Source organism: Candidatus Dedyshia acidiphila, assembly GCF_051025295.1.
Lineage (GTDB): Bacteria > Acidobacteriota > Terriglobia > Terriglobales > Acidobacteriaceae > KBS-83.
Genome location: NZ_JBMGJV010000016.1, coordinates 1 through 14,065, shown reverse-complemented (window position 1 = coordinate 14,065; position 14,065 = coordinate 1). Strand labels below are relative to the sequence as shown.

Annotated in this window: 13 protein-coding genes and 2 pseudogenes; 8 read left to right on the top strand and 7 right to left on the bottom strand. The window is 57.3% G+C overall.

Going from position 1 to position 14,065, the window contains the following annotated elements:
* The first annotated feature begins 122 nt into the window (after nt 1–122).
* Nucleotides 123–2,537 carry an ABC transporter permease gene (locus AC5IJH_RS08630; RefSeq protein ID WP_491902409.1) on the top strand — a complete coding sequence of 805 codons (2,415 nt, stop codon included), beginning with the start codon at nt 123–125 and terminating at the stop codon, nt 2,535–2,537.
* Between the two features lie 189 nt (nt 2,538–2,726).
* On the opposite strand, the gene AC5IJH_RS08625 is transcribed toward AC5IJH_RS08630, so the two are convergent.
* Nucleotides 2,727–2,924, bottom strand: coding sequence for a hypothetical protein (locus AC5IJH_RS08625; RefSeq protein WP_491902408.1), 198 nt, complete (start codon nt 2,922–2,924; stop codon nt 2,727–2,729).
* A 552-nt stretch (nt 2,925–3,476) separates the two neighbouring features.
* Complete coding sequence (locus tag AC5IJH_RS08620) at nt 3,477–3,908, bottom strand: hypothetical protein (RefSeq protein WP_491902407.1); 432 nt, start codon at nt 3,906–3,908, stop codon at nt 3,477–3,479.
* Nucleotides 3,909–4,120: 212 nt separating this feature from the next.
* Here AC5IJH_RS08620 and AC5IJH_RS08615 point away from each other — a divergent pair.
* Nucleotides 4,121–4,549, top strand: a pseudogene (locus tag AC5IJH_RS08615) (winged helix-turn-helix transcriptional regulator); the annotation flags it as partial.
* 217 nt (nt 4,550–4,766) lie between these two features.
* Here the strand turns inward: AC5IJH_RS08615 and AC5IJH_RS08610 are convergent.
* Both AC5IJH_RS08610 and AC5IJH_RS08605 read right to left on the bottom strand, forming a co-directional pair.
* The gene (locus tag AC5IJH_RS08610; protein ID WP_491902465.1) at nt 4,767–4,979 is read right to left on the bottom strand and encodes a hypothetical protein; all 213 of its coding nucleotides are present in this window, start codon (nt 4,977–4,979) and stop codon (nt 4,767–4,769) included.
* Nucleotides 4,980–5,297: 318 nt separating this feature from the next.
* Nucleotides 5,298–5,519: a hypothetical protein gene (locus AC5IJH_RS08605; RefSeq protein WP_491902461.1), complete on the bottom strand. Its 222-nt coding sequence runs from the start codon at nt 5,517–5,519 to the stop codon at nt 5,298–5,300.
* Here AC5IJH_RS08605 and AC5IJH_RS08600 point away from each other — a divergent pair.
* From AC5IJH_RS08600 to AC5IJH_RS08580, 5 genes and pseudogenes are all read left to right on the top strand, one after another.
* A complete protein-coding gene (locus AC5IJH_RS08600; protein WP_491902406.1) occupies nt 5,427–5,693 on the top strand; it encodes a hypothetical protein in 267 nt (88 codons plus the stop codon). The genes AC5IJH_RS08605 and AC5IJH_RS08600 overlap by 93 nt on opposite strands.
* A 353-nt stretch (nt 5,694–6,046) precedes the next feature.
* Nucleotides 6,047–7,204 carry a DEAD/DEAH box helicase gene (locus tag AC5IJH_RS08595; RefSeq protein ID WP_491902405.1) on the top strand — a complete coding sequence of 386 codons (1,158 nt, stop codon included), beginning with the start codon at nt 6,047–6,049 and terminating at the stop codon, nt 7,202–7,204.
* Between the two features lie 17 nt (nt 7,205–7,221).
* Nucleotides 7,222–7,482: pseudogene (locus AC5IJH_RS08590) on the top strand (helicase-related protein); the annotation flags it as partial.
* Nucleotides 7,483–7,907: 425 nt separating this feature from the next.
* Nucleotides 7,908–8,987 carry a protein NO VEIN domain-containing protein gene (locus AC5IJH_RS08585; RefSeq protein ID WP_491902404.1) on the top strand — a complete coding sequence of 360 codons (1,080 nt, stop codon included), beginning with the start codon at nt 7,908–7,910 and terminating at the stop codon, nt 8,985–8,987.
* A 9-nt stretch (nt 8,988–8,996) separates the two neighbouring features.
* Nucleotides 8,997–9,143, top strand: a complete 147-nt coding sequence (locus tag AC5IJH_RS08580; RefSeq protein WP_491902403.1) for a protein NO VEIN domain-containing protein — start codon at nt 8,997–8,999, stop codon at nt 9,141–9,143.
* Nucleotides 9,144–9,798: 655 nt separating this feature from the next.
* Here AC5IJH_RS08580 and AC5IJH_RS08575 read toward each other — a convergent pair.
* The 3 genes from AC5IJH_RS08575 to AC5IJH_RS08565 form a co-directional block, all read right to left on the bottom strand.
* On the bottom strand, nt 9,799–10,758 hold the full coding sequence (locus tag AC5IJH_RS08575; RefSeq protein WP_491902402.1) for a glycosyltransferase: 960 nt from the start codon (nt 10,756–10,758) through the stop codon (nt 9,799–9,801).
* Nucleotides 10,759–11,988 carry a hypothetical protein gene (locus tag AC5IJH_RS08570; protein ID WP_491902401.1) on the bottom strand — a complete coding sequence of 410 codons (1,230 nt, stop codon included), beginning with the start codon at nt 11,986–11,988 and terminating at the stop codon, nt 10,759–10,761. It lies immediately after the preceding gene.
* 139 nt (nt 11,989–12,127) lie between these two features.
* Nucleotides 12,128–12,997, bottom strand: a complete 870-nt coding sequence (locus AC5IJH_RS08565) for a glycosyltransferase family 8 protein (RefSeq protein ID WP_491902400.1) — start codon at nt 12,995–12,997, stop codon at nt 12,128–12,130.
* Between the two features lie 507 nt (nt 12,998–13,504).
* On the opposite strand from AC5IJH_RS08565, the gene AC5IJH_RS08560 reads away from it, so the two are divergent.
* A partial coding sequence (locus tag AC5IJH_RS08560; RefSeq protein ID WP_491902399.1) for a glycosyltransferase occupies nt 13,505–14,065 on the top strand: 561 nt, incomplete at its 3' end.

Below are 14,065 nucleotides of genomic sequence, written 5' to 3'. Positions count from 1 at the left end.
ATCCGCTGAAAGAAGTTGTGGGTTCAAAAGAGTCTGGAAATTATGCGAGCGCCTGACGGCGCTTCGACGTCTTTTCTGTCAACCGCAGGGCGTGGTTAAGTCGCATCCGGAGCGAGTTCACTATGCACTTTTCTGGCTACACGTGGCGAGTGTTGTGGAAGAACCCGGCTGTGACGGTGATCCTACTTCTCACGATTGCCCTCGGCGTCGGCGCCAACACGGCCATCTTCTCCGTCCTTTATGGGACGCAGTTCGCGCCGTTGCCCTATCCCCATCCGGATGAATTGGTCTCACTGTGGACTTCGGTGAAGTCTCGTCGCGACTACCCTTTGCCAAAGGACTTCATTGCATGGAGAGCGCAGAGTCACGCATTCCAGCAACTAAGCGCATTTGTCGAGGGCACATTTGACGTTGCGAGCGTCGATCAGGCAGAGAACGTGTTTGGCATGCGAGTGACTTCGAACTATTACCGCACGCTTGGCAGCTCGTTCTTTCTGGGACGGGACTTCCTGCCGGACGAGGATCACGCGGGAAGAAACCATGTCATCATTCTGACGCACAAGCTTTGGGAGCACCTTGGCGCTGATCCAAATCTGGTCGGTCACACCTTGCGAGTAGATAGGGAGCCCTACACGGTGGTGGGTGTCCTCCAGGCAGGTATCGCTGATCGCGACGTCTTTCAAATGGCTGTGCCGCTGGTCTTCACGCCGGAAGAATTACGTCAAGACGCACTGTCTCTCGTGGTCGCAGGCCGGCTTCGGCCGGATTTCAGTGTCACCCAGGCTCAGGAAAGTATGGATGCGGTCGCAGCGCACCTCGCGCTGAACGATCACGGCAATACCCCGCCCAAGGGCATAAGCATCAGGCCGCTTAAAGACTTCATGGCATCCATGTCCAGCGATATGAAGCAGGCCCTTTGGTTGTTGCTCGGGGCAGTGGGGCTCGTGCTTCTGATTGCCTGTGCGAACGTGGCGAATTTGCTTCTCGCCAGGGGGGTGGCACGCCAGAAGGACATTGCGGTGCGGTGTGCGCTGGGAGCTACGCGACGAGCAATCTTCGTGCAGATGTTTACAGAAAGCGTCCTGCTCGCCGGAGTGGGTGGCCTGCTTGGAATTGGACTTGGCTATATGCTGCTTCGTGCGCTACTGGCATCGATGCCCCGGTTCACATTGCCATGGGAGGCAGATCCACAGCTCAGCCTTCCCGTCCTATTGTTTACCTTTGGAGTGACAATACTTGCCGCGTTGATTTTTGGTTGTATTCCCGCTTGGTATGCTTCGCGGACCGATCCGGGCGATGCCTTCAGGAGTGGGGGAAGCGCGGGAACAGCGGTTGGGTCGCACCGGCTCCAGCGAATGCTGGTCATGGGTGAACTGTCGCTAGCATTGGCGCTACTCTCCGGGATGGGATTGGCGCTACACAGCTTTATCAACCTCATGCGGGTCGACGCGGGCGTCAGGACCGACCATGTCCTCACCTTCTACCTGAATAATTCGAGGCCACAGTCGAGCCCACCGGAGAAGCTCGTCGCGTACTACAAGCAGTTGCTCCCCAGCATTCAGTCGGTTCCGGGCGTTTCATCGGCGTCAGTACAAACGAGGGAGCCGCTATTCCCGGCGCACATGACGCCCTTCACCCTTGTCGGCAACTCTTCCGAGAGTGAGCCCTCGAACCTGCGGCAAGCAGGCCTTACGACAGTCACGCCGGAATACTTCAAAACCTTTGGTGTTCGCCTCTTGCAGGGTCGTACATTTAACGAGCAGGACGGAGCTTCAGGCGTAAAGGTAGCCATCGTCAACGAAGATTTCGTTCATACCTTTCTGCAAGGCACGAACCCGCTGCTACACCAAATATCGATCAAGCAGTCTGTGCCTGGAGAGACAACCTCGGTGACTGCAACACAGTGGCAAATTGTGGGCGTTTATCACAACGTGCGCAGCGGATCGATGCGGGAGCATCCCCCCGAGATGCTGATTCCTTACTGGCAAAGCCCGTCCCCCGACCCCGTCATTGCTGTTCGCACCGCTCAAGATCCGGACGTAATGACCAGAAGCATTGCAGCAGCGATCCGTTCGGTGGACTCTACAGTCACGTTGGCCAGACCGCGCACCATGGAACAAATCCGCGCCCAGGTGCTTGGGTATGATCGGTTCACAATGATTCTCTTCGTGAGCTTCGGAGTCATAGCCCTTCTGCTGGCCGCCCTTGGAATCTATGGTGTGATGTCTTTTTCAGTTCAAGAGCGAACGCGCGAGATTGCCGTTCGCATGGCCCTCGGCGCGAATCGCGCCCGCGTGATCACAAAGATTGTTGGAGAGGGTATATGGATGGCTTGCGTAGGGCTTGGTTTCGGCCTGATCGGCGCCTGGTTCGTTGGTCGCGGAATGCGGAGCACCTTATTCGGCATCGGCGCAATTGACCTTGGGGTGCTGGGCACCGTGGCATTCCTTCTTCTGCTAGCGGCACTGCTAGCATGTCTCATTCCCGCACGACGAGCGGCGTTTATTGACCCCATGCAGGCACTGAGAGCCGAGTAAGTAGATTTGAATTAATCGATCTCTAGAATGCTTAGGTGCGTCTGAAGTCCCTCAGATGATGCAAAATCGCCAACGCGCTCATCGAGACCGATACCGACAGCGATACTGCCCGTAAGTGCTATCTCAGTCGTTACGAAAACTCGAGCTCAGCCTCAGCGGTTCAAACGTTGAGCGCTGCGGAGAAATCGATCAAGGGTCGATCCTAAGCGGATAGTAGTAGGCGGCTTGGTCTTGCTCGTGTGTCGTCGAGAGGAAGTACTGCCCAGCATGGACTCTTCTCAGGTCGATGCTGGTCGTAATCTGCTCCTTCTCGCCCTTGACGGTAGCTGGGGCAAGTCCCTCGGCCACGACACCGTTCCCATTCCGATTGCGGGTGATAGCAACCAAGTACCGTCCCGAGGGGCTGTGTCGGGGCAGAACGATGGTGAGGTTAATCCAGGCGGCCGGTAACGAGACAGACTGCAGCTGACCTGGCTGCTCTCCGCGAACAGTTCCGGTGTCCCAGAGGTCGACAGTCTGGGAGACAGCAATAGTGTTGGCTGCAGGTGGGGTGCGATCAATCGAACGCCAGCCTAGGACCAAAGCAATCGTGACGACCGCAATCGTAGCGGCGGCTAGAGCAACAACGAGTGTCCTTCGCCGAAATCGCTGTTCTTGTCTGAGCACGAGAAGGCGGCTCATGCAGGTGGGGCAGGTCGCTGCATGGTCAACCCGTGGATCGGAAAGTCGGATTCTCGAGGACCTATGTGCGAGGTCCCTCAGAAAGACGTCTTGCGGGCAGGGGCCCAGCGGAGCCGTTTTCCCCGAGAGGACTCTTCGCTCATGTTCCTGCGCAATCCAGCGCTCAAAGCGGTCTTCGGCGTCTGAGGACCGCAGCCAACTCAGTCGCATTCTGGCGACTCTCCGGATTGGGATAGTTTCCCCAGCAGCTGCTCCAATTCACGGAAGTATGCCTTGCGGACCTCTGAAATGGTCCATCTCCAGGTCCCGCCCGATCTCTCTCCACGAGTATCCGAGCCACTGTCGATTCACGATCCCTTGAGCGAACGGCGACAGCTTCGCCAGGATCTCGTCGGCGTAGATGCGCTGTTCCACTTCCGACTGTTGTGTCAGGAGCACCTCGAAATCACGCATCGAGCCGCTTGGGACTTCACGCTTCCGTCTGCTTGCCAGCTGCTTAGCGTGCCGGCGGAGCTCGCTTTTGACGCGAGCCTTAACCTTGCGCGGTGTCACATTGGGATGGCGGCGAATATATCCGATCGCGTTCTCAATGGCGTGGTCCATGAGATCGTGCGCGATGTGCTGATCGTTCAAGAAGGTCCAGGCGCACAGCAACGCGTATGGCCACGCTGCATCAGCAGCCGTCTCCAAGACCTGATCAGAAGCAGGGTGTCCAGTCGTGCAAGCCCAGCTCCACGTCAGCAGTTGCCAGTCGCGGCCATGTGGCGGCATTGGGGGCATCCGCCTGGAGGGGGTGGCATCCCCAGGTAACCGCAGTATAGCCAAATGAGCACTGGAAAATTCCGACTTGGACTCCACGTTTGATCGCCCGAAATGCCTTTAGTGATTGCGGGGGAATAAGTGTGCGGCAGGCAGTGACAAGAAGGATCAGAGGTTTCGGTAACGATGATGGTGACCCTTTTCAGCTCGCTGTAACGCCGTGCACAGGCTTCGAACTGACGGAAGCGACCCCGGTAGGGAATCAGGCGAAAGGATTGGTTACCCATGAAGGATGGGCGGTGGAGTCGTCGATCAACCTCCTCGAAGGGAAGTGGAGGGTGCCGATACTGCGCCAACTCCAGAACGGCCCAATTCACCTCAGCGAGCTCAAGAGGCGGCTGCGGCCGGTCTCGAAGAAGGTGCTCAATCAGCATTTACGCCAGATGATCAGAGACGAACTGATCGTTCGCTCAGAGGTGCCCGGCAGCATGCCGCGGGTGGAGTACTCCCTGTCCAATCCCCTCGGATATGCGGCGTTGGAGCTTGTGCGAGCAATTGCAGAGTGGAGCGAGAAGAACCAACCCCCGGCTCAGAGGGAAGGAAGCACATTGACTGCAGCGTTTCGCCTTTTATTCGCCTATACTCGGCGAGTATGTATCATTCCCAGACGGCTCTTCACCCATTCGTCGTTACGTGCAGGGCTTGCGGTGACAACATCCCTGCGCCTGTCGAGACCATGCCGGCTTCGTGGATCATCGCTGAATGTCCGACGTGTGAACACCATTGCGGCTACCTTCCCTCAGACATCTTCCAGGGACGGCTTTCGCCCAGAGCTTCCGGCGAGCGTTCAGCCGAGAATGGCGGAACATGGGCGAAATGAAGCGAGCAATCGCACGCGAAGAGCAGGACCGCCGGACGCAAGATCGGTTCGCCAGCAACGTCGTCATCGCTGCCGCGATCATCGCCGCCGTCCGCCTGGCGCGTGACGATATAGGATTCCATCTCCGCGCCTCAGCGCTGCCATCTCTGACAGCGTCGGTTTGGCGCGCAGGATTCTGCACCGAGTGATCGGATGAGGCTTTGTGTCTCGGGTGCGAGAGCAGACCGGTTCCTCCACGATCAGGTAGCGAGTGCCAGGACTGGGTTGAATGATGCTTGGTCCAGAATTTGGTCCAATTGCGTGCCGAAGAGGCTCCGTTAAACGCCTCCGACGCTTCTCTACTCCGTTGAAAACACGTGTACTCCTCTAATGACTATTCGGCTGTTAACCGAAGGGTTGTAGGTTCGAGTCCTACCTGAGGAGCCAATATCTTCAACAACTTAGGCCATTCGAGTTCCGGCCACCACCGCCAACTCTGGGGACTTCTCTGTCATGGTTTTCCGCTCGTCTCGCTGGTGATCGAGGAAGTCGAGCACGCTCATCGCGCGTCGCAATGAGCTGTCGCCGATGTGCCCATAGCGCTTCGCCATCGTGATCGTCGCCGAGGCGCTCCAGCCCATAATCTGCGCCAGGATCGCGAAGGGGACGCCACCTTCGAGCAGCCGGGTGCAGGCGGTGTGGCGAAGATCGTGGAAGCGGCAGGAAACGACGGCGCGTTTGCGCTTCTATGCGCCTGGACATTCCTGAACGATCAGCACATTGCTCACGATCTGATGGACCACGCCATTGCGAATGCGATGGGATACATCGCCCGCCATCCCGGCGTGACACGGTGAAGGAAAAGTAGGCATTGGCGCGAAGCGAAGATGGCCATGGACTCCTCAAGACTTCCTATCGGGCAAAAAGTCATGCTACCGGGCCATTTCGATCTGGCCGTCGTTCTCGAAGGTGTTCGGCCTCTTGGGCGAGGCTTTGAATGTCGGGTCCGCTTGCCAGATGGCTCCCTCGACGAGACAGTCATTTCTGAAGAAGAAGCCCACATCCTGATCGGCAACAATGACGGCAACGACACCACGACGATCATCCCGGCCGAAGCCGACCAGGTCCGCCTGCTGATCGAGTCAACCAGTATTCGTCTAGCCTACACGCACGATCCCCATTTGCCGTCAGTCTTTCCGGCATTCGGACCTTGCCGCACCAGATCGAAGCAGTCTACGAGAAGATGCTTCCGCAACCCCGCTTGCGCTTTCTGCTTGCAGACGATCCGGGCGCGGGGAAGACGATCATGGCTGGTCTCCTCATCAAAGAACTCAAGCTCCGCGAAGCCATTGAGCGTGTCCTCATTCTGTGTCCTTCGCCACTAACTATTCAGTGGCAGGACGAAATGCTCCGCTGGTTCGGAGAGTCTTTTGACGTTATCTTTTCGGCCGTGGACCAACAACAGTTGACCAACCCTTGGCAGCGCAGCAACCTAGTTATCGCTTCGCTCGACTACGCCAAGCAGGACGAAGTAAGAGAGCGCGTCTGGCAGCAACGATGGGACCTCGTGATCATTGATGAGGCCCATAAATGCAGCGCCTACACGAAGCGATCTTCTACACGCGGAGACGAAGTCCAGAAGACAAAGCGCTACCAGCTGGCGGAAAAGCTGACGGCGCAAGCTGACCACGTTGTGCTTCTCACTGCTACACCTCACCATGGGGACGACGATCGTTTCGCGCACTTCGTCCGTTTACTGGATTCCGACCTCTTCCCTGAACCACACAGGCTTGCGGATAAGGCCGGTGAAATCCGCCGCGACATTCTACGCCTCGGTCCGGATTGCCCTTGGGCGCTCCGACGACTCAAGGAGGACCTGAAGGATCTGAACGGTCGTTGGCTGTTCCCAGAGCGCTTTGCCCACATTGTTGCATTCCGCCCCAACCGGGAAGAATACGAAGTCTACAAGGATGTCACGGCTTACATCAACGACTTCTTGCCGCAGGCCACTGGCACGAAAAATCACAGTGTCGCGCTTGCTAGGATAGTTTTCCAGCGCCGGCTTGCCAGTTCTACGATGGCAATTTACCAGTCACTGGTAAGACGCCATGAGAAACAAAAGTCCCTGCTCGAAGAACTCGAAGCTCTCTCGCCGTTGCAGCGATCTAAGCGCCTCGCGCAACTTCAAGGGCGGCAATTCGATGGCGAGCAGGACGAAGATGACCTCGACGAAGGCCAGCGGGAGTCTCTGACCACCGAGACTACTGCGGCAATTGAACTCGACCAACTGCGCCTTGAAATCGCCGCCCTGGGAGAAGTCGTCAGTCGCGCAAAGCGCCTGAAAGACAAAGGCCCCAAGGCCGACTAGCAGCGCTTCAAGAGTGCCTGAAGAAAGCCGAATTTCACGAACTAAACGACGGCCGGAGCCGCCTGCTTATCTTCACCGAACACCGCGACACGCTCAAACACCTCCGTGAGCATCTGGAGAGATGGGGCTATTCCATCTGTGAAATCCACGGCGGCATGAACCCGCACGAGCGCAAACAGGCCCAGGAAGATTTCCGCGTCTCTCGCCAAGTCTGCGTGGCAACTGAAGCTGCAGGCGAGGGAATTAACCTCCAGTTTTGCCACTTGATGATCAACTACGACCTGCCTTGGAACCCGACCCGGCTGGAACAGAGGCTGGGGCGAATCCATCGCATAGGTCAAGTGCGAGAGTGCCACGCTTTCAACTTCGTCGCCGCCGAATCCGAAGAAGGCCAGCGCGTCATTGAAGGCCGCATCCTTCAGCGGCTTCTGGAGAAGCTTGAGCAGATGCGCGCCGTTCTCGCCGACCGGGTGTTTGATGTAATCGGCGAGGTACTTTCTCTTAATGACGTAAATCTTCCCGAAATGCTCCGCGAAGCTGCGCACGATCCGCATCGCCTAGATGAGTATCTCGACATGATCGAGAAGGTAGACCTTCCCGCCTGGTACGGTACGAGCAGGCGACCGGCATCGCTCTCGCTCGCGCGAATGTGGACTTCTCTGGCTTCCAAAAAGCAAATGTGGAGTCCGAAGAGCGCCGGCTCATGCCGAGCTATGTCGAAGATCAATTCATTAAGGCTTCCAAGGAGGTGGGCCTTAAGGTGGAACCGCGCGCGGACGGCCTTTGGCGCGTGGAACACGTCCTCGCCGACCTGCGTTCCGACCGCCTTCAAAGCGTCCGGCACCTCGGAAGGCCTGAATCGGCCTACCGCAAGATCACCTTTCACAAAGACCTATTAGAACAGGATCAGCACGTAGACGCTGTCCTCCTTGGTCCAGGCCATCCGCTCTACTCCGCTGTTGATGAAAAGCTAAACGAACGCCTTGGATCACTCGCGGGTGCCACGACGTATTTTATCGATGCCGCCGCCGAATCTCCGTATTTGCTGCATTTCTTTGAAATCTCCATTCGCGGACAGAACACCAAGGGAATCTCGCAAGCTCTCTACGGCGAACTCGTTGCCGTGCAAGAAGAGACTTTGGCCGATGCACCGGAGAGGTTTTCCGTTATTCCCGCGGACGTTTTGTTGAATCTGCCGATTCATCCATTCCCACCGGCCACGGTGCACCCGTTCGACGCCGGACGAGCAGCGGATTTCCTGAAGGCCACTTACCACCAGGAACGGCGCGAAGCCTGCCAGAAAGAGAAATCATTTAAAGCTCGCATCCGCGCAGAGCAGGACCGCGTCATGGCCTTGCGCGCCCGCGAGGCTACTGCTCCCGAGATTGCCTTGGCACGCCAGCGCGCTGAAAACGATTTGGCCGATCTCCAGCGTACAGAGCGGGAGCGCCTGGATGGCCTCAATCGTCTTGAAGTGGCTCGCCAAGGACCTTTGCGTCATCTGGCCACAGGCATCGTTCTCCCCGCAACCGCCGAGGGCGTGCCGGCGCCGACAGAGCTGCTCGATGATGTTGATCCCTTCACCAAGCGTCTGTGTGAGCTGGCCGCCGAGGAGGTCGTCATCACGCACGAAACTGGACGCGGATGGGAGACCGAAAAAGTTGGCCATCTCAAGATTGGCTTCGACATTCGCAGCCTCGGACCCGCCGACCCCCAGACTGGCTACCGCGATCAGGTCAACGGTGTTCGCCGCATTGAGGTGAAAGGGCGCAAGAAGGGCTAGCCCATCCGCTTGACCACCAATGAATGGTACAAAGCCCAGCAACTCGGCGATTCTTTCTGGCTCTATGTGGTCTGGGACCCTTTACAGAACCCAGATCCTTTGCCAGTACTGAGTGTGCCCGCAGGGTGCGGTTCAACGCATGTTCATGATTTCTGAATAGCGTGGAAACGTCAGTCGCGGCGCTCGGCAGGAGGGGGACACAACATGGCCACTGCACCTCATCACGCAGCAAGGGGAAGCAGTCCTGTGTTGCTCACGAGTGACTCTCCGGAATGGGAGCTGGTCGGTCGCGTGCTCGCGAGCCGGCATTTCGCGAAGGCTCCCACGCTCTCTGCTTTTCTGCGATACATCTGTGAACGTTCCCTGACCGAACGGGAGCACGAAATTACAGAGCATCGCATCGGTGTTCAGGTATTTGGAAGGCCTGCCAACTACAACGCATCGGAAGACAACATCGTTCGCAACTACGCGCGTCAGTTGCGCCGCCGGCTCGCCGACTATTTCGCAGCAGAAGGTACGGACGAGGACATGCAACTATTCGTGCCGCGCGGCGGATATATCCCTCTATTCCAAGCCGCCTCCCAGCTGGGGCCCCGGCCCCCCACTTCTACGAAGCGCAAGTCTCGCCGACCGAGCTCTCTACCCCGACGTTGTCTCTGTTCGGTATTACCAACGTTGATCCTCACTGGAATGTGAACGATCTCGCACGCATAAGCAGTATGTACGGAGCACTAAGCGCGAACAATTCTCGCTCGAGCGTCGAAGGCTTCAAATCTACCCCGAGAAGCCGATACGCTGACCTACCCGGCATTTAAGTCCACGTCGCCTTACGCTGGGCAGCCGCTTCGCCTCGCCATTCTGCAAGGCGCCGGGCTCTGGGCACGGTGAGTCTTCGCTTCAGATGGGTTTGCATGATCCGCGACCGATCGGGATCGGATCTCCGCGTTTGCCAAGCACCACGCAACAGGCGCAGACAGAACACGACATTGCGCGGGAACGACTTGAATTGCGTGAAATACGCGTCCTGAGCGCCCATCAATATCGAGTATCGAGCTAACGATTGAGTTCCCGCCACCAGCGAGACGTCGTGATCGATGCGCAGATCGCCGGCAAGGTGGAACTGAAAGCCGTGTCGAAACAACAGATGACATACGTAGCGGTCGGAAAAGTCTAGCCAGAAATCCATGCTGTACCCGCCGACCGCGCGCAGGGACGACACGCGCAGCAGCATCCCCGAATTCATGACGATCAGTTCTTTCGCTGTTGTCTCCACAGTCCCGAGAGGCGGGTCGGTTGCTACGCCAAAGCGCGACATGATCTTCGGGGACACTGGCACGGAGTTCATGACCACCGTGGGCGCCACGATGGCGATTCGGTCATCGGATTCGACGTGGAGCGCGTGGGCACACATTCCTCCGATAAAGTCAGGGGGTAACTCTGTGTCCTGATCCAGAAGCAGCAACCAGGGGATACCACGCTGCTCCGCAATTTGCATGGCAAAGTTGTAAGCCCCCGACACGCCGACATTTTCATCGCTGCGATGGTATTCGCACGGAAATGGCAGTGAGTGAAAACGATCAGCCTCTGGCGAGTTATCCCACACTAGAACCGAAACGACGCGCTCCAGATGTTTGCTCTGTTCGAGACACGCTCCGAGCGTACGTATTGTTTGCGAATCTATGAGAGGTGTGCGATAGCGAACCATGACGATCAATAATCTGATCAGTGCGTTCACGCCATCCGCTGCCATGCCGGTCACGCGCTCATCCATTTAGCCCACCACCGGCTGAGAAGGGAAGGGACGGGATACCCGGTCCATAGTTCGCGATCTAATTTCTGTGAAGACAAGCCAAACGGCGCCACTGTTTGCCAGTAGCGAGGCGAATAGCACAAGGTGCTTGTAATAAGGCAGAAAATATTCTGTATAGACAAGTAGGGAAGCAACAAGCGTGAGTGCTGCAGGAAGAGCAAAGGAGAGATCCACGCAACTCAAAACGCCGAGTAATACCTCGGCTGTGAAAAAGTAGCGATTGCCCATCTTGGGCATGAAATAGGGCATGGAGAGCGCGCTCAATGAGGCAAGAGCACACGTGTTTATTGGCGTCCTAAATTGCTCTCTACGGCCCCAAAAACCAATTGCAAAGACAAGAAACGCAGTAATCATGAGGCCGATAGGTAGACCCACCCGCTCGCTAAGCCCGGCCCACTGGGCCAGCGCCCAGGGATTGCCAACGTCAATGGCGAGTCGATCGAACGCTCCGGTTTGTCCGCCGAACTGGGTCAGATATGCAGAAAGGCTTGCACCGTTCATAAGCGGCGGCACCATCGAAAGTATCCAGCCCACTGGGAACAGCAGGAGGTGCTGCCATCGAATACGGCCGTTAAGGAGCATGGCAAACATGAAAGGCACAAGGAAGACCGATTGCAGCTTGAAAGCAAATGCGAACCCGAACAGCAGGACCGCCAGTGCACCATGCCCTTCTATTAAGCTTGCAACGCAGAAGATCAGGAAGCTGGTGAAAACTACATCGCATTGTCCCCAGACAGCGCCGTTTAGGATCACCGTTGGTCCGGCCAGAATGGTGAACGGTGCAGCCAACTGCTTCGGAGAGAGACTTCTGCAATTGTGACTGGGCAGCAATCGCCGGGCAAGTACATATGCTGCCACGGCCGCGACGATGTCGAAGATCAATGACAGGAGTTTGATCTGGGCGAACCGGCTGAGTCGACCGTCGAGGTAAGACGTAATCGTCGTCAGATCGTAGTAGGCCGGAAAGTACATGCCAATGGGTTGACGCAATGCATGCCAACGACCGTGCTCGATGATGGAGTTCTGCCAGACAACGTATGCTTCCGCCATGTCGAAGTTGTCGTTGGCCAGCTTCCAAAGCAGAACCCGCAAGACAAGAAGGCCAACTGCGAGTATGAGTAGACCTGCGACGATGGCTGGTCGCGTGGTGCTACTTGGTGATGGGCGGGCATCCGTGGCATCTCGATTCATCTGCACGATGGTAGCGTGAGCCTCTTGCCCTGAGCAATCGTGCAAGCAACATGCATGGTGGGCTACTGATGGTGATCATCGACTCTTACTGGCTCGTAAAGAATGCCCACACCCCCTGCTTGCTCCGCGCTCTCTTGGGCTATCGAAGGCTGTTCTTCAATCGGAAGCGCAGGACCCGGTAGTAGCCGCCCTTGATGCGATAGGCACGCTTCCATGTTGCGATCCGAAGACTACTCCAGCGAGGCGCTGCGCTTTGCCTGAGTTCACGTGCGTATACCTCGTAGCTCCTGTGAAGGACACGGCCGCCTACATCCCAAGGCTTTGGTGAGCCCACGAAGTGATATACCCCAGGCGTCTGCGGCGGTTCAGTCGCTGGGTAGAGGTGGAGATTCATTTCGTCGGGCAGCCTGGTAAAGAAACCATGACAGACGGCTATCAGACCGGGCTGATCGTGACACCGTTGTTCTTTGCAGAAGGTGAGCAGAGTCTCGCTCCAGCGGTCGTCTTTCCAACGCTTGCAATCCACCAGCATCACACCCGAGTTGAAGGCAGCAGTGTCGAGTGACAAGCCGATCGAAGGGAAAAAGCGACACTCCGGATAGTCGTCGGCGCTTCCACATTCCACGAAGGCGAGAGCCGAATGCATGCCGAGTTTGCCCAACACTGTTACGTCTGTATGGCAGACCGTATCCGTATCGAGGTAGAGGATGCGATCACAGTCCACTAGATCGGGAAGAAGGAACCGCAAATAGGGAGAGACCGCTCCATGCAGCGGTAGCAGTTGCTTCAGCCGACCCATATGCGCTTCGCTCGACAGAAACGTGACGGTATGCGGTTTCTTGCGCAGGGTGAGCGTCTCGCGCAGTCGATTGCAATCCGTCTGGCTAAAATCACTCACCATGAAATAGAAATCGACCGGACCGCCTGCGTGCTCCAGCACAGAGGAGGCCGCCGCGTGTAGTGGCGCTTCCATTCTCTTGTCCGCACAGAAGCCAACAGCAAAAGCCATCCAAGCCTCCCGCACCATTGTCCTATGCGATTACTTATTGGCGGAGTCCGCGGCTCTGTCTGAAGTTGGCGAAGAGGTGTCATTCGCCACTACATAGGTGGGATACGTCGGTCTGCTAAGCCAAGCCGCGCAGCGCAAATCGATTCCGCTTTGTCTGCGTGGAGTCCCTGCTTTCTATGATTTAGAGCTTCGGGCTGGCTGAGTCGGTGTGCACGGGCTACAGCGCGCCGTCCGCCAAACCCGATCTCCGCATCCCAGTGTCAGAAGCACGGGTTTTCCCTTAGTCCCACAGCCGCACGATGACGCATGACACTGCGTCGCCGGTTTGGGTACACGACCCGCCTACGCACCGTACCTGGGTGCTGCCATAGCCCTGATCGCCCGGTCCACAGGAGCTACGATCTTGGACGTTTTCCGCAGAAGCGTGCGTTGTCCTGCTTGCAAACGACTGGATGTAAAACAGGTCCAGCCGATACCGGCGCAGCCGACCCGATGGATGGTGATCGCATGAGAATCGCGCAGGTAGCTCCCCTCTACGAGAGCGTTCCGCCAAAGGCTTACGGCGGTACTGAACGGGTTGTGTCGTATCTGACCGAGGAATTGGTGCGGTGTGGCCACGATGTCACATTGTTTGCAAGTGGTGACTCAGTCACCATAGCGACCCTGCGGCCGATGTGCAAGACCGCCCTGCGGCTTGGGGCCAGCCCGGTTGCAGACCCAATCGCGCCTCACGTACGGATGGTGGAGATCGTCGCGCAGGAAGCGCAGGAGTTCGATATCGTTCACTTCCATATCGACTACCTCCATTTTCCGGTGACGCGTCGAGAGCACTTCGCTGCGGTTACCACCCTTCATGGACGCCTGGACCTGCCGGAAATCCACCCCGTGTATGAGGAGTTCCTTGACATGCCGCTGGTGTCCATCTCGGACGCGCAGCGTGCGCCGATGCCTTGGGCGAACTGGGCTGGAACGGTGCATCACGGATTACCAGACGATCTGTACGTACCGAACGAAAAGATGGGCGACTACTTCGCGTTCATTGGACGCATCTCCCCAGAGAAGCGGGTC

Bases quoted from the DNA above. Each gene is read 5' to 3' on its own strand.
- AC5IJH_RS08585 (WP_491902404.1), top strand. From the start codon at position 7,908: ATGCCGAGCTATGTCGAAGATCAATTCATTAAGGCTTCCAAGGAGGTG.
- AC5IJH_RS08570 (WP_491902401.1), bottom strand. From the start codon at position 11,988: ATGAATCGAGATGCCACGGATGCCCGCCCATCACCAAGTAGCACCACG.
- AC5IJH_RS08610 (WP_491902465.1), bottom strand. From the start codon at position 4,979: ATGGAATCCTATATCGTCACGCGCCAGGCGGACGGCGGCGATGATCGC.
- AC5IJH_RS08630 (WP_491902409.1), top strand. From the start codon at position 123: ATGCACTTTTCTGGCTACACGTGGCGAGTGTTGTGGAAGAACCCGGCT.
- AC5IJH_RS08565 (WP_491902400.1), bottom strand. From the start codon at position 12,997: ATGGCTTTTGCTGTTGGCTTCTGTGCGGACAAGAGAATGGAAGCGCCA.
- AC5IJH_RS08575 (WP_491902402.1), bottom strand. From the start codon at position 10,758: ATGGATGAGCGCGTGACCGGCATGGCAGCGGATGGCGTGAACGCACTG.